18 protein-coding genes are annotated in these 18300 nt (G+C 50.8%); 10 read left to right on the plus strand and 8 right to left on the minus strand.

Annotated elements, in window-relative coordinates; genetic code table 11:
- The first annotated feature begins 42 nt into the window (after positions 1-42).
- Positions 43-390: a hypothetical protein gene (locus ABWW03_RS02680; RefSeq protein ID WP_353406205.1), complete on the plus strand. Its 348-nt coding sequence runs from the start codon at positions 43-45 to the stop codon at positions 388-390.
- Here the strand turns inward: ABWW03_RS02680 and ABWW03_RS02685 are convergent.
- On the minus strand, positions 387-1793 hold the full coding sequence (locus tag ABWW03_RS02685; protein WP_353406206.1) for an alanine/glycine:cation symporter family protein: 1407 nt from the start codon (positions 1791-1793) through the stop codon (positions 387-389). The two genes, ABWW03_RS02680 and ABWW03_RS02685, sit on opposite strands and share 4 nt — an antisense overlap.
- Positions 1794-2136: 343 nt before the next feature.
- On the opposite strand from ABWW03_RS02685, the gene ABWW03_RS02690 reads away from it, so the two are divergent.
- The 3 genes from ABWW03_RS02690 to ABWW03_RS02700 are packed head-to-tail and all read left to right on the plus strand — an operon-like array spanning position 2137 to position 4781.
- Positions 2137-2520 (plus strand): hypothetical protein, encoded by a 384-nt coding sequence (locus tag ABWW03_RS02690; protein ID WP_353406207.1) that lies wholly within the window; start codon positions 2137-2139, stop codon positions 2518-2520.
- A 23-nt stretch (positions 2521-2543) separates the two neighbouring features.
- Complete coding sequence (gene gshA / locus ABWW03_RS02695; RefSeq protein ID WP_353406208.1) at positions 2544-4130, plus strand: glutamate--cysteine ligase; 1587 nt, start codon at positions 2544-2546, stop codon at positions 4128-4130.
- 9 nt (positions 4131-4139) lie between these two features.
- The gene (locus ABWW03_RS02700; RefSeq protein WP_353406209.1) at positions 4140-4781 is read left to right on the plus strand and encodes an ACP phosphodiesterase; all 642 of its coding nucleotides are present in this window, start codon (positions 4140-4142) and stop codon (positions 4779-4781) included.
- Between the two features lie 16 nt (positions 4782-4797).
- Here ABWW03_RS02700 and ABWW03_RS02705 read toward each other — a convergent pair whose 3' ends face one another.
- On the minus strand, positions 4798-5238 hold the full coding sequence (locus ABWW03_RS02705; RefSeq protein ID WP_353406210.1) for a flagellar basal body-associated FliL family protein: 441 nt from the start codon (positions 5236-5238) through the stop codon (positions 4798-4800).
- A 150-nt stretch (positions 5239-5388) separates the two neighbouring features.
- Between ABWW03_RS02705 and ABWW03_RS02710 the strand changes: the two genes are divergently transcribed.
- The 5 genes from ABWW03_RS02710 (at position 5389) to ABWW03_RS02730 (ending at position 8749) form a co-directional block, all read left to right on the plus strand.
- Complete coding sequence (locus tag ABWW03_RS02710) at positions 5389-5877, plus strand: disulfide bond formation protein B (RefSeq protein WP_353406211.1); 489 nt, start codon at positions 5389-5391, stop codon at positions 5875-5877.
- A complete protein-coding gene (locus ABWW03_RS02715) occupies positions 5856-6218 on the plus strand; it encodes a CidA/LrgA family protein (RefSeq protein WP_353406213.1) in 363 nt (120 codons plus the stop codon). The genes ABWW03_RS02710 and ABWW03_RS02715 overlap by 22 nt, the downstream gene beginning before the upstream one ends.
- On the plus strand, positions 6211-6945 hold the full coding sequence (locus ABWW03_RS02720; RefSeq protein ID WP_353406214.1) for an LrgB family protein: 735 nt from the start codon (positions 6211-6213) through the stop codon (positions 6943-6945). Before ABWW03_RS02715 ends, ABWW03_RS02720 begins: the two co-directional genes overlap by 8 nt.
- 248 nt (positions 6946-7193) lie before the next feature.
- Positions 7194-7658: a sigma D regulator gene (rsd, locus tag ABWW03_RS02725; RefSeq protein ID WP_353406215.1), complete on the plus strand. Its 465-nt coding sequence runs from the start codon at positions 7194-7196 to the stop codon at positions 7656-7658.
- A gap of 101 nt (positions 7659-7759) precedes the next feature.
- Positions 7760-8749, plus strand: coding sequence for a WD40 repeat domain-containing protein (locus ABWW03_RS02730; protein WP_353406216.1), 990 nt, complete (start codon positions 7760-7762; stop codon positions 8747-8749).
- Between the two features lie 24 nt (positions 8750-8773).
- Here the strand turns inward: ABWW03_RS02730 and ABWW03_RS02735 are convergent, their stop codons facing one another.
- The gene (locus tag ABWW03_RS02735; protein ID WP_353406217.1) at positions 8774-10762 is read right to left on the minus strand and encodes an alkyl/aryl-sulfatase; all 1989 of its coding nucleotides are present in this window, start codon (positions 10760-10762) and stop codon (positions 8774-8776) included.
- A 144-nt stretch (positions 10763-10906) separates the two neighbouring features.
- Here ABWW03_RS02735 and ABWW03_RS02740 point away from each other — a divergent pair, with 144 nt between their 5' ends.
- Positions 10907-11536 (plus strand): Crp/Fnr family transcriptional regulator, encoded by a 630-nt coding sequence (locus ABWW03_RS02740; protein ID WP_353406218.1) that lies wholly within the window; start codon positions 10907-10909, stop codon positions 11534-11536.
- Here ABWW03_RS02740 and ABWW03_RS02745 read toward each other — a convergent pair.
- From ABWW03_RS02745 to ABWW03_RS02765, 5 genes are all read right to left on the minus strand, one after another.
- A complete protein-coding gene (locus ABWW03_RS02745; protein WP_353406219.1) occupies positions 11528-13363 on the minus strand; it encodes a serine/threonine protein kinase in 1836 nt (611 codons plus the stop codon). The two genes, ABWW03_RS02740 and ABWW03_RS02745, sit on opposite strands and share 9 nt — an antisense overlap.
- A gap of 68 nt (positions 13364-13431) precedes the next feature.
- On the minus strand, positions 13432-14679 hold the full coding sequence (locus ABWW03_RS02750; protein ID WP_353406220.1) for a 2-oxo acid dehydrogenase subunit E2: 1248 nt from the start codon (positions 14677-14679) through the stop codon (positions 13432-13434).
- 10 nt (positions 14680-14689) lie between these two features.
- Complete coding sequence (locus ABWW03_RS02755; RefSeq protein ID WP_353406221.1) at positions 14690-15667, minus strand: alpha-ketoacid dehydrogenase subunit beta; 978 nt, start codon at positions 15665-15667, stop codon at positions 14690-14692.
- The gene (locus tag ABWW03_RS02760; protein ID WP_353406222.1) at positions 15660-16847 is read right to left on the minus strand and encodes a thiamine pyrophosphate-dependent dehydrogenase E1 component subunit alpha; all 1188 of its coding nucleotides are present in this window, start codon (positions 16845-16847) and stop codon (positions 15660-15662) included. The genes ABWW03_RS02755 and ABWW03_RS02760 overlap by 8 nt, the downstream gene beginning before the upstream one ends.
- Positions 16848-17198: 351 nt before the next feature.
- Entirely contained in the window at positions 17199-18281 is a 1083-nt protein-coding gene (locus tag ABWW03_RS02765; RefSeq protein ID WP_353406223.1) for a PQQ-dependent sugar dehydrogenase, read from the minus strand.
- Positions 18282-18300 lie beyond the last annotated feature (19 nt).

The raw sequence follows: 18300 nt of genomic DNA on the forward strand, positions 1-18300 counted from the left end.
GGCTGCCTGGCGGTTTTGTTGTTTCTCGGACAAGGGATGTACATGATGGAGGCTCACAACGCCCTGCAAGACTTGGACGATGGCCCCCGCATGCTGTTTCGCTCTGCTCACATCTATACTCTTTTGCTGGCCGGCTTGCATTTGGCACTGGCCGCCATCGGTCCGATCTGGCGCCCCTTGTACTGGCCCATGATTCTGGCCAGCGGCCTCTGCATCGCAGGGTTGTTGTTGGTGAGCTATGGCTTCTTTATGGAATCGTTTGCGGTCGACCTTAATCGCCCTCTGTTAAAAATGGGTTTGTTTGGCGTCTTTGGTGCTGCCGTGATTCTGGCGATCAATGGGATCAGCCGAAGCCTGCGGTTGGGCCAGGCTTTGAATGAGCGCCATTAGCGCTCAATGTCACCCTTTCGAATCGCACGCAGATAGCCTCCCAATTCGGCCTTTACCTCAGGCAACATGATTAACAGGCCAATGATATTTGGCACAGCAATCAAGAACACCAGCGCATCTGAGAACTTCAACACCGCCTCCAGCTGCATCACACAGCCCAGCGCCACAAAACCACAGAACACCAGATTAAACAGCTGCACCAGCACTGGTTTATCCCCTACCAGATACTGCCAGGCCTGACGCCCGTAATAAGCCCAGGAGATCATAGTCGAAAAAGCGAACAGCAAGGCCGCAATGGCCAAGGGGTAAGGAGACCAGGACACCGTGGACTCAAAGGCCGCCGATGTTAACGCAACGCCCTCCAGACCAGAATCCATCAACGGTGAACCGTAAACCGTGGTGATGATTACCAGTGAGGACAAAGTGCAAATCACCACCGTATCAATAAAGGGCTCAAGCAAAGATACCAACCCCTCGGAAGCCGGGTGATTGGTTTTGACCGCCGCATGAGCGATAGAGGCAGACCCCAGGCCGGCTTCATTGGAAAACAACGCGCGCTGGAAACCGATAATCATCACCCCCAACATACCCCCGGATATACCTTCTGGGCTGAAGGCACCTTCAATAATCAGTGCAACGGCAGGCAGAATTCGGTCGGCGTGGTACGCCAAAATCAAGATACAGGACACGCCATACAGCAGCGCCATAAAAGGCACCAACTTACCGGTTACCTTCGCAATCGACTGAATGCCCCCGATAATCACCGCAGCCACAATGCCCGCCAGCACCAAACCGAAAACCCAGGCGCGATCAGCAAACCAACTGGCCTCACCGCCACTGACGTTCACAAATTGTACGTAAGCCTGGTTGGACTGGAACATATTGCCAATGCCCATACAGCCAATCACAATGGCGATGGCATAAAACGCCCCCAGACAGCGGCCGACTTTGTTCCAACCCCGCTTGGCCAGCCCCCGGTTCAGATAGTACATCGGGCCTCCGGCCACCGTGCCATCCTGATGATAATCGCGATACTTCACCGCCAGCGTACATTCCACCAATTTAGTGGACATTCCCAGTAGACCGGCCATGATCAACCAAAAGGTTGCCCCAGGCCCGCCCGCCATCATCGCAACGGCAACACCGCCAATATTGCCTACCCCCACTGTGCCGGAAATCGCTGTCGCTACAGCTTTGAAGGGTGAAATATCGCCAGGGCTTTTGGGGTCAGAATACTGACCGAAGGCCAGACGCCAAGCCAAGGTAAACCCACGTACATTGATAAAACCCAAATACAAGGTAAACAGCAAGGCAGCCAATACCAGCCACACCACGATCAAGGGCAACTCGACACCGGCAATGGGCACCGCGTAAAACACCAATGCTGCCAACGCATCGGCCATAGGCCCCAGAGCCTGATTTATGTGGTCGTCAATGCCAGCATAAGCTTGAGCTTGAAAGAGCAAGGTGCTGATAAGGAGGAAACAAGAGAAATAAAGAGGTGAACAGATAATACGGCGAATTCGGCTTAGGCGACTAAGGCACATAAAGATTGGTCTTTTATTATGAAGTGGATCTACCTAAACATATTCGAGCAGGGAATGAAAGCGCCGACCCCTGCGGGGCTGCAAGCGACAAGACACAAATATGCACGGTGAATTACGAGTCGCAGACTAGAGCCGATACTTGATAATCGCTACACTGCCCTTATCTATATAGCTATCTGATTGGCAACGAGAAGCAACAATGAGCCAAGTTTTTATCCTGCAAAATCAGGACGGTTACTTTTTAAGCAAGCAAAAGGAGTGGGTCGACGGACGCGATGCCAGCCTGCTCTATCGCAGCCCTCACCGTGATGAGGCGCTGAATCAAATGGTCGAAGTGAATGCAAAGGACTACACCCAACGCATTACCATCGTCGACTGTCAGCTCAACGACAAACGTCACCCCGCACTGGACCCGGAAAAACTGCCCGAGCCCAAAGTCGATGTGGCGAGCGACAATGAGAGCACGCTTTCCGATGACACCGAAGGAACGTCCGAGGAAGCACACTCAAGCATCGCCGAAACCGATGTTACGGAAGCTGAGGCCACAAGCCCAAATCAGCCCAGTACCCATAACCTGTTCTAATCACACCACCCCGAGGTTGTCCCGTGACTTTAGATAACACCCTGCTCGAGGCCTTAAACGATAAGGCCAATCGCCCATTGATCACCGGCATCCTGAGGGGTATCGAAAAAGAAAGCCTGCGTATTGGCCAGGACGGTCAATTGTCTCAGAAGCCACACCCGGAAAGTCTGGGTTCGGCGTTGACGCATCCGCAAATCACCACCGACTTCAGTGAAGCACTGCTGGAATTTATTACGGCACCGTCACATCGTCTGGATGAAGTATTAAAGCAATTAGAACAGCAACATCGTTTTACCGCTCAACAAATTAATGAAGAATTGCTGTGGGCCACCAGCATGCCCTGCATGCTCGGTAGTCACGACGAAGTGCCCGTTGCCCGTTATGGCAACTCAAATGTCGGCCGCATGAAAACCTATTATCGCTATGGCCTGGGTCATCGTTACGGCCGCAAGATGCAAACCATTGCCGGCATTCACTACAACTTTTCCCTGCCCAGCGCCTTCTGGGCCATGTTACACACTCAGGAAAACAGCGCTCTGGATTTGCAACAATACAAAACCGAACGCTACTTTGATTTGATCCGTAACTTCCGACGATATTTTTGGATACTGTTGTATTTATTTGGGGCATCCCCCGCCGTGTGTCGCAGTTTCGTGAAAGATCAGCCTCACAATTTACAAGCCTTCGGCAATGACGAACACAGTCTGCACGCACCCTATGCAACCTCTCTGCGCATGGGCGATTTGGGTTATCAGAGTAATGCACAAAAATCCTTGATGGTGTGTTACAACCAACTGGATAATTATCTGCATACCCTGACCGAAGCGATCAACACACCTTACGAGCCCTATGACGAAATCGGCACCGTCGACAGTAATGGGGATTATCAACAGCTCAATTCCAGCTTGTTGCAAATTGAAAATGAATTTTACAGTACCATTCGCCCTAAACGTACGGCACGCTCTGGCGAAACGGCCCTAAGTGCTCTGGACCAACGCGGTGTGGAATATATCGAAGTTCGCTGTCTCGACGTAAATCCGTATTCGCCGATCGGCATTACTAAAGAACAAATTCATTTTATTGATACCTTTCTGTTGTTCTGCCTGTTAAAAGACAGCCCTAAAACCGACTGCGCCGAGTATCAGCGCATGCACGAAAACCAGAAACGTGCGGTGTACCGCGGGCGCGACACGGAAATGAAATTGCAAACCGCCGAAGGGGATCGCAGCATCAGTGACTGGGGCAGTGAATTGATTGCAGAAATGCAGCCCATTGCTGAGTTACTCGACAGCGCCTACAAAATTGAAGGTCACAGCCAGGCTTTGCGCGATCAACTGGAACTGATCAAAGATCCGAGCCTTACCCCGTCTGGGAAAATTCTGCAAACCATGGCAGATGAAGACAAAAGCTTCTTCCAGGTGGCCATGGACCTCGCCAAAAGCCACCAGCAAAGCTTCATCAACAACCCATTGAGCGGCAATGATCTGGATCGCTATGAAACTCTGGCGGTGAGTTCTCTGGCCGAGCAGAAAAAAATCGAAGCTGAAGAAGACCTGGATTTTGAAAGCTATCTGGCCAACTTTTACGCCCAGTACAAACCCTTTCAGTAACGCACTCCTGTGAATTACCTCGCCCACGCTTTTCTCTCTGGTGATCATCCCGAGGTTCAGCTGGGCGGCTTACTGGGTGATTTCTGCAAGGGGCCGCTGCCCCAATATCCCCTCGCCCTGTCCGACACAAGTCCGGCCTTTTTAGGTAAGCGCCACATCCACTTTGGCATTCAACACCACCGGAGCATTGACGCCTTCAGCGATAGCTTGCAAAGTTTTCGTCAATGCGCGGCACTGCTGGACAACCGCTTCCGCAGAGTCGCGCCGATTATTGTCGACATCTGCTTCGACCACTATCTCGCTAAACATTGGCATCAGCATCACACGCAGGGCTTGCCTGAATTTGCCGAAGGCTTATACGCTGCCATGGAAAATTGCCCACAAGCTCCCGATGGCTTCGTACGATTTCGCCAACGCAGCCAATCGGCGGGTTTATTTAATCTCTATCAAGAGCCGGATACGATTGCGGTTGCTTTAGACCGCGTCGCACAGCGTTTCAGCCGGCCACAGTTAATGGCCGGCGCCTACGAGAATTGGCAGTCCTGTTATTCAGAAATGGAAAAGGGCTTTGAGCAATGCTTTGCCGACATCAAACACTTCGCGGCGAGCAGACTTGCCGATGAAGGCTACTCCATCAGCAAGTGGCAGTAGTCTTGCAGAGAACGATTTACTTCTGAACCACGAAGTTGGTGAAAAATAAATCTTCCACCCCTTTTTTCGTTTTGTCTTCATTCAACAGAATTCGACGCACCTCCGCCAACGCTTTTTTACGCATGGCCTCACGCCCATCCAAACTGTTGATGGCCTCTTCAGTTTGACGGCTGAATAACATCACCAGATTGTTACGAATATAAGGCAGATGATGGCGGATCGAATTGGCCACATGAATCGAATCCACCCGTACCGAGATCTCTGCACGCAAATACTTCAAGCGCCCCTGCCCACCGTAGTTGAGCACAAAGGCCGGTTGCAGTGGAACGTAAAAAGGCCCAGCCGGGCCAATCGCTTCTGCATCCTGCGCCACGGCCGATGACGAACCCAACAGCAGCAACAACATCAATGCCAGGGGAGCCGATTTTTTAGCCAAGACAGCGATTGCCGTATTCATAGTGTCCTCTTTCTCCATCAGGGAACCTGCCCGTGACCCTTAGGTCCAAAAGGCCAGTAAATAAGATTGCCCTATCTATGGTAAACTGCAGAGCCCGCCTAGCTTGGGCCCTTGCATATAATTTTAGTCAAACTTCGGGATTTCGCAGACATGCCACTACCCAACCCTCGTCAGACCAACCTAATTATCTTTATCGGCTGTGTTGCCCTGATCTTAATTGCATTGGGTTTTCAGGAAATTATGGGCCTGGCGCCTTGCCCACTGTGCATCACCCAGCGAATCTTTGTGGTCGCGGTCGGTCTCTTTGCTCTGGCTGGCTTTATTCATAACCCTGCGAGTTCCGGACGTAAACTGTATGCCATTGGCGGTGCTGTGATGGCCATTGCCGGTGCCGGATTTTCCGGACGTCACCTGTATCTACAAGGCCTGCCACCCGATCAGTTGCCATCCTGTGGCCCTGGCTTAAGCTATATGTTTGAAACCTTCCCCTTTATGGAAGCCCTGGAAATTCTGTTGATGGGTGACGGCAACTGCGGCGAAATCATGTGGAGTCTGTTTGGCTTGAGCATGCCTGGCTGGGTTCTGGTCGCCTTTGTCGGCTTGCTGCTCTTCAATGTTTGGCAATTCCTGCGCCGCTGATGGTCCGGGGTTTACTGATTCTATTTTTCTTTCAGTGGCTGGGTGAATGGATAAGCCTGGCGACTCAGGCGCCCATTCCCGGCCCGGTCATTGGCATGCTCTTGCTCCTGCTGGCTTTATTATTACGCCAGCAGGTCTCCAGCGGACTTCAGCAAAGCAGCCATGTACTGGTGCAGCATCTAAGCCTGCTGTTCTTGCCCGCCGGGGTCGGCATCTTCTTCCTGAGCGATGATGTGATTGCGCAATGGCCCGCGATCGCTATGGCGATGGTCGTCGGCACCTTTATCAGCCTCCTTCTCAGTAGCTGGATTGTAAAAAAACAGGTGCGCTCGAATGATTGAGCCGCTCAGAGATTCTTTGACGCAATTCATCAGCAGCGGCAACCTTAAGCCGCTAAGCGCCATTATTCTGACTCTGGCCGCCTATCAATTTGGGCAATTCTGTTACCAACGCAGCAATCGCTTGATGCTCTTCCATCCAGTTGTGATTGCCGGATGCATCATTGCCGCCACCTTATTTTATTTTGATATCAGTTATCAGCAATATCGCGATGGCAGCCAGCTATTCTATTTCTTGCTGGGCCCGGCAACCGTTGCCCTGGCGGTTCCGCTCTATCAGGAATTCCGCCATATTCGACAGTTGGCCAAACCCATTTTGATCACCGTCATACTCGGCGCCACCATTGCCGCAGGCAGTGCCGTCCTGCTGGGGAGCGTGATGGGGGCCGAAGGCGAGGTGCTGCGCTCGATAGCGAGCAAGTCGGTAACGACCCCGATTGCCCTGGGTATCAGCGATAAGATTCATGGCATCAGTACACTGACCACGGGTGTGGTGGTGGCGACCGGCATCATTGGTGCACTGCTGGCGCCCCTGGCGTTTCGCCTCTGCGCACTGGACGACCCGCGCTTGCAAGGCATTGTGCTTGGGCTCAATGCCCATGGCATTGGTACCGCCGTTGCCTTTGAAAAAAATGCCTCCTGCGGCGCATTTTCCAGCTTGGCTATGGGGCTTACCGGGGCCTTTACCGCCTTGACCCTACCCTACGCCATTCACTTCTTTGGCATCTAGCTGTTCAAAGTTTTACCACCCTGAGCAAGTTTTAAACAAATCTTCTCGGAATTTTGGACACTAAATTTTTTTATCCCAGACTGTTCTAAGAACTGGCTCACACTTTCTTGCGGGCCTACCGTTCGTCTTCTACTTTTAATTTACAGGGTTTAAAAAATGCCGATCTCGAAAGCCGCTTGAACACCCTATTCAATTCCAAGTGAGCCGTCGCGAATGGCAAAGAAAAAGATGAAAAGCAGAGGTGACATATGCTCGAGCATTGCAGGACACAACAAGAACTTTGGGGTGGCGTGAATCGCACACTGGATGGTTGGTTTGAAGCGCGTAAACAATTGTTGGTGGAATATTCCGCCCTGTGCCAACGCCTGGCCGATCAAGACAGTCCCGCATTAAAAGCTCGCCTGCGTCGCTTTTGCCAAAGCTTGATGGATTACGTATCCGCAGGTCACTTTGAAATCTACGAACAGCTGCAAACTGAAGCCAAGCGCTACCAGGACGAAGAAGCGCTCGTGATGGGTTACCGCTTATACCAGCAGCTCGAAAACTGCACCGAGTTGGTGCTGGACTTTGATCAACGCTATACCTCACTGGACGATCTCGAGCATCTGCCTCAGGATTTATCCAAGCTCGGCCTCTGCCTGGAAAGACGCTTCTTTGTGGAGGATAGCATGGTGAACGTTATGCACGAGGCTCACCGCGAGCAGGCGGCCTGATCTGAACTTGGGCCGCGAGGCCCAATTCCCCTCCCGAATATTGTACTTTTCCGCGCATCGGCCGCTACAGTATGCATAGGCTTAAAAACTAGGAATTTGCCATGCTGCGTCCCGTATTCAGCACTCTGATTATTGCCCTCGCTCTGTTTAGCTTAATGGCTTGCGAGCCCTTGCCCGAACCCGAGAAAAGCATCGAAGTTGCCGCACAGGGCAGCCACATGGGGCGCTTGTCCCACAACGGTAGCCGAGCGGTAATTGGGTCGATCAATCACGGCGGAAGCCTCTGGCAGGTGTTGAAAGAAGAGCGCCTGTTCGACTGGAATCACAGCAAAGAAAAAAGCACCCTAGTCGCTGCGGCGTTTTCCCCTGAGGGCGATTGGGCCATGACGACCGATTCCCATAGTCTGGTGCTGTGGAAAGTCGACACCGGTGAAGCCTTCCGCTTTTGGACAGCCCCAGGTGAAGTGCTGTCGATGGCCCTGGCTCCCAATGGTGAGTATGCCTTGCTTGGTATGGCCGATCACAGCGCCGTTATTTTTGATAGCAAGCGCGGCGGGGTAAAGCGTCGCTTTAATCATAACGGTCGTGTGCGCAGTGTTGATCTCAGTGCCGATGGCAAGCTGGCGCTAACCGGTTCAGAGGATCGCAACTCGGTACTGTGGAACATTGCTTCCGGCAAACGCATGCAGAGCATGCAACATGAAGAAGATGTTCAGCTGGTTCGCTTGAGCCAAAAAGGAGACCGTGCCTTGTCGGCCGCAAAATACGACAAAGCAGTCGTGTGGAATACCCAAACCGGAAAGGCCATTGGGGAAATTCCTTTATCGGCGGAAAAAATCAAACGCGGGTTGCGCTTCAGTGCCGCACGTTTTTCCAGCAGTGGGCGTTATCTTTTGGTGGGACGTCCCGACCAGAGAGTTCAGCTTTGGGACACCAAAACCATGAAAACTCTGGCCGAATGGGAGGTGTTAAAACGTGACGCTTGGAAACCCACCAGCGCCGCGATTCAAGACGTCGCCTTCGCCGGTGCCAAACGCACCTACTACGCCATTGCCTCAAACGGCTTTATTCATCAGTTAAAACGCCCTTAAAACAACCAAGTCTTAAACCACAAATTAAGGCTCAACAATGGCAAAGGGCTCGCCGCTTTTATCCAGCAGAGAGAAAAATGTCACCACATCCAACTGACTGCCTTCCAATGACAATTGATCAGAGAACAACAAGTCTTTCAACTTGGCCGTACCCAGAATGACATCCAGAAACAAATCGTGAGAAATATGCATTGTCGCATCGGCTTCACCGATCTCATTCAAAGGGCGATGATGCAGGACGGCATTTTCAATCCACAATTGATACGATTGCTTCAAATCACTGAAGTGAACATTCAAACTGATGTTTTCGCCTTCAGCTTCGGGCCCGTTTAATTGCGCAGCCATGGCATCGAAAAACTTTTCAACCGGAGCATGTTTTAACAAATCCTTCGCCGCAGCCAAGCTGATCAGATCTTTTCCAACACCTTGCTTCAGCTCCAGAGCTGCTGACAAATACACATCTCGCCAGGGGCCCGATTCAGCCTGATAGCCTAATTGGGTGTAGGCTTGTGATAGCAAGTCCTTGGCCTTGTCGCCACCTCCCGCAAACACCAGATGATTCAACAACTCAACCGCCCAACGATATTCGCCTTTCTTAAATGCAGCCTGTGCTTTTTGAAAAACGACCTCTGAACCACCAATGGCCTCCACATATTTTTTCGATGCCGCTGCTGGAGGCAAGGGATTTAAATTCGCTGGGTTCGCATCATACCAACCGAAATACGCCTGGTAGACCGCCTTAGAGTTGTGGCTTGTTGTTCCATAGTAGCCGCGATTCGAAAACTCTAAAGCCAACGATTCCGGCAAACGAATCATATCCGAGATTTCGTTTGGCGTGTGCCCCTTATACGCTAAGCGAAGAGTTTGATCATGAATGTACTTATAAGTATCACGCTGTCCACGTAGAAAGCGATCGATGGATGCCTGCCCCCAGATCGGCCAATGGTGACTTGCGAAATAAATATCCGCCTGATTAAAGAGCTGACGCGCCTCTTCAATATACGCACTCCAGGCCAAAGCATCGCGCACTTTGGCACCACGCAAAGTATAGAGGTTGTGCATATTTCGGGACAACAACTCCGCACCGCAAAACGCGTTCTGCTTCGGCAGATAAAACGTCAGCTCGGCCGGTGCTTCAGAATTTGGCGTATACTGGAACTGAAATTCCACACCATCAATGGTGTGTGTTTCACCGGTTTTCGAGATCAATACATTGGGCGGCACAATTCCCACGGTGCCGAATGCCGGAGCCTTACCCAATCCGGTGTCAACATGCCCATACGAACTCTTCGGAAGATCACGACCATACATATACACGGCACGGCGCTTCATCGTCGGACCAGCCAGAATATTTTCGCTGGTCGCCTCAGCCATAAAATGTTCCGGAGCCACAACCGGCACATCGCCCTGGGTCTCTGGATCCAGTACGGCCAACGCACCGCCAAAGTGGTCCACATGACTGTGTGTCATGATCAAACCGGTGATTGGTTTTTCTCCGAGATGTTTACGCGCAAAAGCTAAGGCCGCCTCAGCGGTTTCTTTGGTTGTCAGTGGATCAACCACAATCCAACCGCTTTCCCCTTCGATCAGAGTCATATTGGAAAGGTCGTAACCCCGCAGCTGATAAATGCCCTCGGTAACCTCATAAAGACCATGCAGATTATTCAGTTTTGCCTGGCGCCATAAACTGGGATTGACGGTATCTGGCGCTTCACCTTGAATGAAAGCGTAGTCCTGCATATTCCAGATCACTCGACCCGATTCGTCTTTGATTTCCAGTACTTCGTCGCGGGCGATCAAGCCTTGATTGGCCTGATCAAAATCGGTCTGACGATCCAGCGGCAAGGCTTCGGCCACCTGGCGATTATGCTCAATCGTGTACTGACTGGCGGGCCCGGCTTCAGACAATGATGCATGCGGCGGTTCGGTCGATTTCGTTCCGGAATCACACGCTGACAATCCACTGACCACGGTCAGCATCAACAGAGTCCGTTTTAGATTTGGGCCACGCATAAGACAATCTCCTGTAATCAAGGCATTTGTTATAGCATGATAAATATCGTATAAATGTAAATAAGTTTACATTTATACGATATTTGCATTCACATGACAGCCAAGCACCATCACGAAATAAACGGATCATTATCTGCAGATTGCATGACTCTTCTGGAGCCCTTACTCAGTATTCGACACTACGCTGACGGCGAGCTGATTTTCGCCCGAGGTGAATACAAGGCTGGTTTGTGCATTGTCCTGGAAGGGTCCGTCAAGGTCGGCAACTATGGTACTGACGGGCGATATTTTTTAAGCAAGGTGCTGAAACCCAACGAAAGTTTTGGAGAATTTACCATTTTTTCAAAACTTCCCCGAACCCATACCGCAGAAGCCTGTGGCGAGAGCAAAGTGGCTTATGTCAGCCCGGGAAAGCTGAAAAAAGCCATCATGAATCAACCTGAAATCGCCCTGCAACTGTTGCAATCACTTTCCACCCGCCTGCATATGAGCCTGGAAGTGATGGACGATATCAAACGACTCCCGGTGGCTGTCAGAATCGCTAAGCTATTGCATGAGTTAAATCGGGAAGCGGGCGGTTTGGATGTCCGCAGCCTAAGCCAGGAGGAACTGGCATCACAGCTCGGGGTAAGCCGAATGGTTGTTTCTTCTTCGTTAAAAGAACTGAATCAGCTGGGTTTGATCAATAAAGCGTATCGCTCCATCCAAATTCCTAACACCCAAAAGCTTTTGGCATGGATTAAAGAACGACAACAGATCAAAGATTTATTGTGACAGCGTTTTGGACGGGTGTTGGTAAAAGTGCACAGGCAATTGATCTTGCTTGGTAAAGAACTTTGTGTCTTTGTAAGGCAGCTTCATAAAGCCCGACACGCCCAAGCCATCGATTAAATGGATGTTTTCCAGGATTTGATCCAGGCACTGTTGGAACTCTTCCACCTTACTCGCATCCAGAAGATTCAAGTAATTATGAATTTTCAAATCCAGCTCGACACTTTCAAAAATAATGCAACCGGTGTGATGCAGGCTGTTCATATGCGCAAGAACGACCATGATCTCCTCAGGTAACTGCAGCATCTCATCCGGGTCATCGCCATCTTCGAAGTAGGAATGCAGGCGGCTCTCTTCTTCCAGGACGATCTCGTCGCTGACATCGAAACCAATGTGCATATCACCACTGGCCACGAAGGCGTCATCGACACTTAGACGTTCAATGTGCAGGGTTTTTTTGGCATCAAAAATACAACTTTTAAAAACACCCTGTTTATTGATTGCTCGCCCCAGATGCACAATATTATTCACCGCCGAATACAAAGCGGGAGCCATGCGGCGGTCGTAAAGTTTTAAACTGGAATCAATATTAATGCCGTCTTCGTCCCAGTGCATAGCCAAACCGCCAACAATCGGGTAATGACTCAAATGCGCAACGGCCGTGACAAAAGCTTTTTCCGTATCGGCCATCCCAGAGAGGTAATTTTTATAGTACTTCTCGAGTTCAGCGTCATTCACATCTTCCAGTTTTTCCCGATCCACCTCTTGCCGTAAAAAAGATTTGCGGGAACTGTACACCACCGTTTCAATTGCATGGTCTTCTTGAGCGATCCAGACCGGTAACAACGGTGTACTTTCATTGCGATCATGCTCGTGCACTGCCACTTTCGACATATGTTGGATATTTCGAAACAGATAGTCTCCCGCTTCGCGGCGCAACTGGGCATCATCAGACATCATATTGGCGAGCGTTCTTGCAAACTCTTCCGGCAATCCCAATGACAATGGTGAAATCACCTTACTACCAAAGCGGCTACCTTGTCCTGACGCCAGGGCATAAAGTGTCCCAGCCAAACCTTGCTCATCAAAGCGCGGAGAACTCAGCTGACCTTCCAACTGCTCTTCGCCAATAAAATAAATGTCACCCAACTTGGCATTGGTTTGATGCAGGTCTGAGCTGAGAGCCGTCAAACCTCCACTGCTGCTGTGTTGCCCTTGATGATCGAGCTGCCCGTAAACCGCCGCACCCCAATCAATCAAACTGACTTGACGGCGATCTGGATCGTACACCAAGTTGGATGGTTTAATGTCGCCATGCACCAATACGGATTTCGCTCGGTGTTTTGCACTGTCTCGTAAGTGCTGCAAAATGTCGACCATTTGCTCGGCGATACCGAGCAACAGTTTAATGCCAAGGCGACCATGCTGACGCGCATAATCTTCCAGGTTTTCACCTTGGGCTCGGCTCATCATTAGAATAGACTGACTGCGAACTCGAGTGAATTCGATAAACGACGGAACATTGGAATGCTTCACTTGGGAGAGCATATAGCCCTCTTCTTCCAGGCGTTCCTGAACAGAAGTGGGCAAGGTTATGCGTGCAAATTTGAACACATACTCTTGCCCGTTGGCTGCCGTCCCGCTAAATGCGAAACCATAGGCGCCCTTTCCCAGCAACTCAATATTCAGATAGCCAAGGCGTTCTAGCTGCTGCTGACACAAGCTCAACCAATCTTTGAGTTTCTGAGCATCGCGATGGGAGAGCAAATAAAAAGATTGCTCTTCATTGATGTAAAAATGCTGAAGCTGATCGCTTTCAATTAAGCTCATGGATTTGTTTTGACTATCTGCAGGCCCGGAGGCAGCATAACACAGCTGCTCCGAGCCTGGATCATTCGCTACACCATAGAGGCCAACATTGTGGCTGGTTGTTCCAGGTATTGCTTCCACAAATTATTGAAGCGGGAAATCGTACCACCATCAATCACACGGTGATCACCGGACCAGCTGACGGTCATGATCTGGCGGGCTTCCACCTCACCATTCGCATTGAATCGTGGCAGCTCCTGTACTCGACCAAGGGCGACAATTGCCACTTCCGGTTTGTTAATGATCGGCGTCGCAACCGTTCCACCGATAGCACCAACGTTTGAAATGGTAATGGTGCCAGCACTGAGATCAGCTGGGCTGATTTTGCCACTGCGCGCTTCCGCCGTGAGACGAGTAACTTCGGCAGCCACATCCAATAGACTCAAGCTCTGAACGTTTTTAATATTCGGCACCAATAAACCGGTTTTGCCATCCACAGCCATACCGATATTGTGTTCAGCTAAATACGTCAACTCAGTAAACGCGTCATTTACTCGGCTGTTCATGATCGGAAACTCTTTAATGGCCAAGGACAGCGCCTTGATAAAGAGTGGCATCATGGTGATTTTCAGATCATCGCTGGCGTACATGGCTTTTAGCTTCAAACGCAACTTGATCAGCTCGGTCACATCAAATTCTTCAGCGTAGGTAAAGTGCGGAATGGTTGAAACCGATTCTGCCATACGCGCGCCCATAACGGCACGAACACCTTTAATAGGCTCAACACGGTCGACCATGTCAGCACTCACGACCGCGCTCGATGAAGAATCCATGACATTGGGCTGGCCGTTGTTGCCGTCAAGATAATTCAGCACATCTTCCTTGAGGACGCGGCCGTTTTTCCCGGTACCGGTCACCAGAGCCAAATCGAGATCGTTTTCCCGGGCAATCTTGCGAACGGCAGGCGTACTCAGAACTTTTCCAGAGCTGACAACAGCATCAGGCTTTGCGTCTTGTACCGCTGTAACGGGTGCCGCGCTTTCAACAGCATCAGATGTCTGTGTGTTTTCTGAAGCAAGCGCATCATCACCCTCTTCACCCTCTAACTCGATGGCAAACAATGGGCTATGCACTTTGGCAATATCACCCTGTTGATAGTGCAGTTTTACGACTTTGCCGGTATACATGGAAGGAATTTCAACAATGGCTTTATCGGTACTGACGTCCGCAACCACCTGATCTTCTTCGATGATATCGCCTTCAGCCACTTTCCACTCGATGACTTCACACTCGACAATACCTTCACCAATGTCAGGCAAAATAAAATCTTTAATCATCTTTAGCACCTCAGTAGTTCAAGCTGGCCACTAGGGCTTCGTAGACTTTTAGATAATCTGGCAAATATTCTTTTTCGTGAGCCAGGGGGAATGGCGTGTCCATACCGGTAACGCGTGCAATTGGAGATTCCAGAGACAGGAAACACTCTTGCTGGATGGTTGCGGCAATCTCACCACCGAAGCCACCGGTGTGTGGTGCTTCGTGAGCGATCAACAAGCGGCCGGTCTTACGAACAGAGCTGGCAACCGTTTCGACATCCCAAGGCAACAAAGAACGCAGGTCGATCACTTCACAGGAAATGCCTTCTTCTGCTGCTTTATCGGCTGCTTTATACATTTCTGTCATCTGCGCGCCCCAAGCCAACAAGGTAATATCGCTGCCGCTGCGGACCACTTCGGCCTTGCCGATTGGAATCTCGTAATCATCCTCTGGCACATCGCCTTCCGCCGCGCGATACAAACGCTTCGGCTCGAAGAACAACACTGGATTAGGATCACGAATCGCCGACAACAACAAACCTTTCGCCTGGTAAGGGTTCGATGGCATCAACACTTTCAGGCCAGGGGTGTGACAGAAATACGCTTCCGGCGACTGTGAGTGATACAAACCACCGGCGATACCGCCACCGTAAGGTGTGCGAAATACCAAGCTGCCTACGTCAAATTCATTACCGGAACGGTAACGAAATTTAGCGGCTTCATTCACGATCTGATCGAAGGCGGGAAAAATGTAATCGGCGAACTGAATTTCAGCAACCGCTGTTGAACCCTGAGCCGCCATACCGATAGCGAAGCCGGCAATGCCCTGCTCAGTCAAAGGTGTGTTGAAGCAGCGCGCTCTGCCGTATTTTTCCTGCAGATGACTGGTCGCGCGAAACACGCCACCAAATTTACCCACATCTTCACCCAGGCAAATCATGCTGTCGTCAGCCGCCATGGCGGTGTCCAGGGCATTGTTAATGGCCTGCAATAAATTCATCTTAGCCATGTTTAGCACCTCCGGCGACCGGGTAATTCTCGGGGTATTTAGCGATATGTTCTTTCAACTCGTCAAACTGTTTCTGCAAATGCACGGGTGGCGTGTCGTACACATCGCTAATCAGCTCATCAAGACCGGGCATGTCTTTTTTCTCAACACGCTTAAGGGTATCAAGTACTTCCTTGCGGTAGGATTCAAGGATGGTTTTTTCTTCATCTTCGTCCCACCAACCTTTGCTTTGCAACCAGTTTTGCATACGCTCAATGGGATCTTTCTCTCGCCACTTGTCTTCTTCATCCTTACTGCGATAACCACTTGGATCATCGGATGTAGAATGTGCACCAAGGCGGTAGCTCATGGTTTCAATCAGGACGGGCTCATTGTTTTCAATCGCGATGCGACGCGCCACCAGTGAGGCACTGTATACAGCCAGAATATCGTTGCCATCAACGCGAATGGTTTTAATACCGTAACCCACACCCCGAGCAGCGATACCATCCCCTTTAAATTGCTCATCAGCAGGCGTGGAAATCGCGTAGCCATTGTTGCGGCAGACGAAGACAACCGGGCAGTTCAAAACCGCCGCCATGTTCATACCCGCGTGGAAATCACCTTCAGAGGCCGCCCCTTCACCAAAATAGCATAGGGTGCACGCATCATTGCCTTGCAGCTTTTGCGCATAGGCATAGCCCGCTGCCTGGGGAATTTGAGTGCCCAATGGCGAGCTGATGGTCATGTAATTGAGTTCATTGGAACCGTAGTGCACCGGCATCTGACGACCTTTACCCAGATCATCTTTATTGCTCAGCAACTGATTCATAAACTGCTCGGTACTGAAACCACGCAGACGCAATGCGGCCTGTTCGCGATACTGCCCCATGATCATATCGTTCATGGTGAACGCCGCAGCGGTTCCCGTAACGGCCGCCTCTTCGCCGGAGCAGGTCAAATAAAAACTCAAACGCCCTTGGCGCTGGGCGCTGATCATGCGCTCATCCAGAACCCGGATATACACCATATTTCGGTAGATTTTGATGGCCGTTTCCTGATCCAGCTCGGGCACTTCGGCACCAGCTTGAATGCTGCCATCGGCGTTCAATATGCTTAAGGTAGGAATAGGTAAATCGTGCCCTTGGATAAACCGAGTCTGATGCATCAGATTGGGCTTCTCATCGCTTGCGCTACTCATTTTCGCCTCCATAAACTCGCTGACGCCCTTTTCCTTGTTTGTCCTTCGACACCGGAAAAGTACGCAAAGAGTGCTGCAATTATTGTATTTAGAGCTTAGCACCGAGCCAGCTAGAGAGTCCTGCCAATATAGAGGCCAGGGAGGGGGGTTTTGGTAGAGTTGTCTAAAAACGCTCGCAAGCCAGGAATAATTCCCCAAATTTGGAGGAATATATCTTTTTTGAACTAAAAGCTAGACATTTTGTAGTGATTAATTCTAAGGTTCCACGCCTCAACGAGGTGTTTCACGCTCCGATGGATGCCATGACGCAATTGCTGCGCCCGCACTCAAACCGGAGCGTGTTCGCCCCGGTTATTTAGGCGATATCTGCAGAACTTTTCCAGAGTCGGTCAACAGATAAATAAAGCCTTCCGGTCCTTCCTTAACATCACGAATACGCTCGCCTGCATCATCGAGCAGGCGCTCCTGCTCATGCAGGCTGCCATCCTCACCCAAACGCAATCGATTCACATGAGTTTGTGCCAATGCCCCAGCGAAGAAGTCACCTCGCCATTCCGGAAAGACTTTACCCGAGTAAATCATCAGGCTGCTTGGCGCAATACTGGGCACAAACACTTTCGCCGCATCCAGCATTCCGTCCTTGTGAGTGGCTTCACCCACCATTTTGTCTTCGCGATACTCCTTCCCGAATGACACCACTGGCCAGCCGTAATTTTTACCAAACTCAATTTTATTGATTTCATCACCACCGCGCGGGCCATGCTCGATTTCCCAGAGCTGTCCATCCGCGTCAAACGCCAAACCCTGCGGGTTACGATGGCCAAAGCTGTAAATTTCGGGCTTGATGTTTTTGTCACCATAGAAGGGGTTGCCCGCCAAAGCCTTGCCTTGTAAGTCGACGCGCAAGACGGTTCCAATGTGGTTGCTATTGTCTTGGGCTGGCTGCCTTTTGGCCCGGTCGCCCACACCAAAATACACCGCGCCGTTGCCATCAAACACCACACGGCTACCGTAGTGACGCCCCGTATCGGTATCGGATTCGGTCACCAACAGATCTTCCCAACCCAGCAAACGATTTCCGTCCAGCTTGGCACGAGCCAAGGCCGTGCGCCCGTGCATTTCAGCCTGCTCACTGCGTTTGCTGTAGGTAAAATACGCGTAGCCATTCTTATGAAGATTCACATCCAGCAAGCCGCCCTGGCCATATACGTAAATATCATCAGGCAGGCCGCTGACATCGGATTGCCTTCCGGTTCGCAGATCGAGGCGCTTAACCGTCCCCCCTTTCTCGGTAATCAAAGCCTCATAGCCATTGATGAAACTCATCCCCCAAGGGCGATTTAAATCCTTGGCTACTTCCTTAACCTGAAACTCGGCCGCCTGGGAAAGGCCCGCAGCCAACATGAGTGAAGCGCTGATCATTGATTTAAGCATGGGGTTTGCAATCCTCTAC

This window comes from Pseudoteredinibacter isoporae (genome assembly GCF_040372805.1).
In the GTDB taxonomy this organism is placed as follows: domain Bacteria; phylum Pseudomonadota; class Gammaproteobacteria; order Pseudomonadales; family Cellvibrionaceae; genus Pseudoteredinibacter; species Pseudoteredinibacter isoporae_A.

Excerpts from the sequence above, each read along its gene's own strand:
- ABWW03_RS02680 (WP_353406205.1), top strand. The coding sequence starts at position 43 with ATGATGGAGGCTCACAACGCCCTGCAAGACTTGGACGATGGCCCCCGC.
- ABWW03_RS02685 (WP_353406206.1), bottom strand. The coding sequence starts at position 1,793 with ATGGCCGATGCGTTGGCAGCATTGGTGTTTTACGCGGTGCCCATTGCC.
- ABWW03_RS02690 (WP_353406207.1), top strand. The coding sequence starts at position 2,137 with ATGAGCCAAGTTTTTATCCTGCAAAATCAGGACGGTTACTTTTTAAGC.
- ABWW03_RS02705 (WP_353406210.1), bottom strand. The coding sequence starts at position 5,238 with ATGAATACGGCAATCGCTGTCTTGGCTAAAAAATCGGCTCCCCTGGCA.
- ABWW03_RS02710 (WP_353406211.1), top strand. The coding sequence starts at position 5,389 with ATGCCACTACCCAACCCTCGTCAGACCAACCTAATTATCTTTATCGGC.
- ABWW03_RS02720 (WP_353406214.1), top strand. The coding sequence starts at position 6,211 with ATGATTGAGCCGCTCAGAGATTCTTTGACGCAATTCATCAGCAGCGGC.
- rsd (WP_353406215.1), top strand. The coding sequence starts at position 7,194 with ATGCTCGAGCATTGCAGGACACAACAAGAACTTTGGGGTGGCGTGAAT.
- ABWW03_RS02730 (WP_353406216.1), top strand. The coding sequence starts at position 7,760 with ATGCTGCGTCCCGTATTCAGCACTCTGATTATTGCCCTCGCTCTGTTT.
- ABWW03_RS02735 (WP_353406217.1), bottom strand. The coding sequence starts at position 10,762 with ATGCGTGGCCCAAATCTAAAACGGACTCTGTTGATGCTGACCGTGGTC.
- ABWW03_RS02740 (WP_353406218.1), top strand. The coding sequence starts at position 10,907 with ATGACTCTTCTGGAGCCCTTACTCAGTATTCGACACTACGCTGACGGC.
- ABWW03_RS02745 (WP_353406219.1), bottom strand. The coding sequence starts at position 13,363 with ATGAGCTTAATTGAAAGCGATCAGCTTCAGCATTTTTACATCAATGAA.
- ABWW03_RS02750 (WP_353406220.1), bottom strand. The coding sequence starts at position 14,679 with ATGATTAAAGATTTTATTTTGCCTGACATTGGTGAAGGTATTGTCGAG.
- ABWW03_RS02755 (WP_353406221.1), bottom strand. The coding sequence starts at position 15,667 with ATGGCTAAGATGAATTTATTGCAGGCCATTAACAATGCCCTGGACACC.
- ABWW03_RS02760 (WP_353406222.1), bottom strand. The coding sequence starts at position 16,847 with ATGAGTAGCGCAAGCGATGAGAAGCCCAATCTGATGCATCAGACTCGG.
- ABWW03_RS02765 (WP_353406223.1), bottom strand. The coding sequence starts at position 18,281 with ATGCTTAAATCAATGATCAGCGCTTCACTCATGTTGGCTGCGGGCCTT.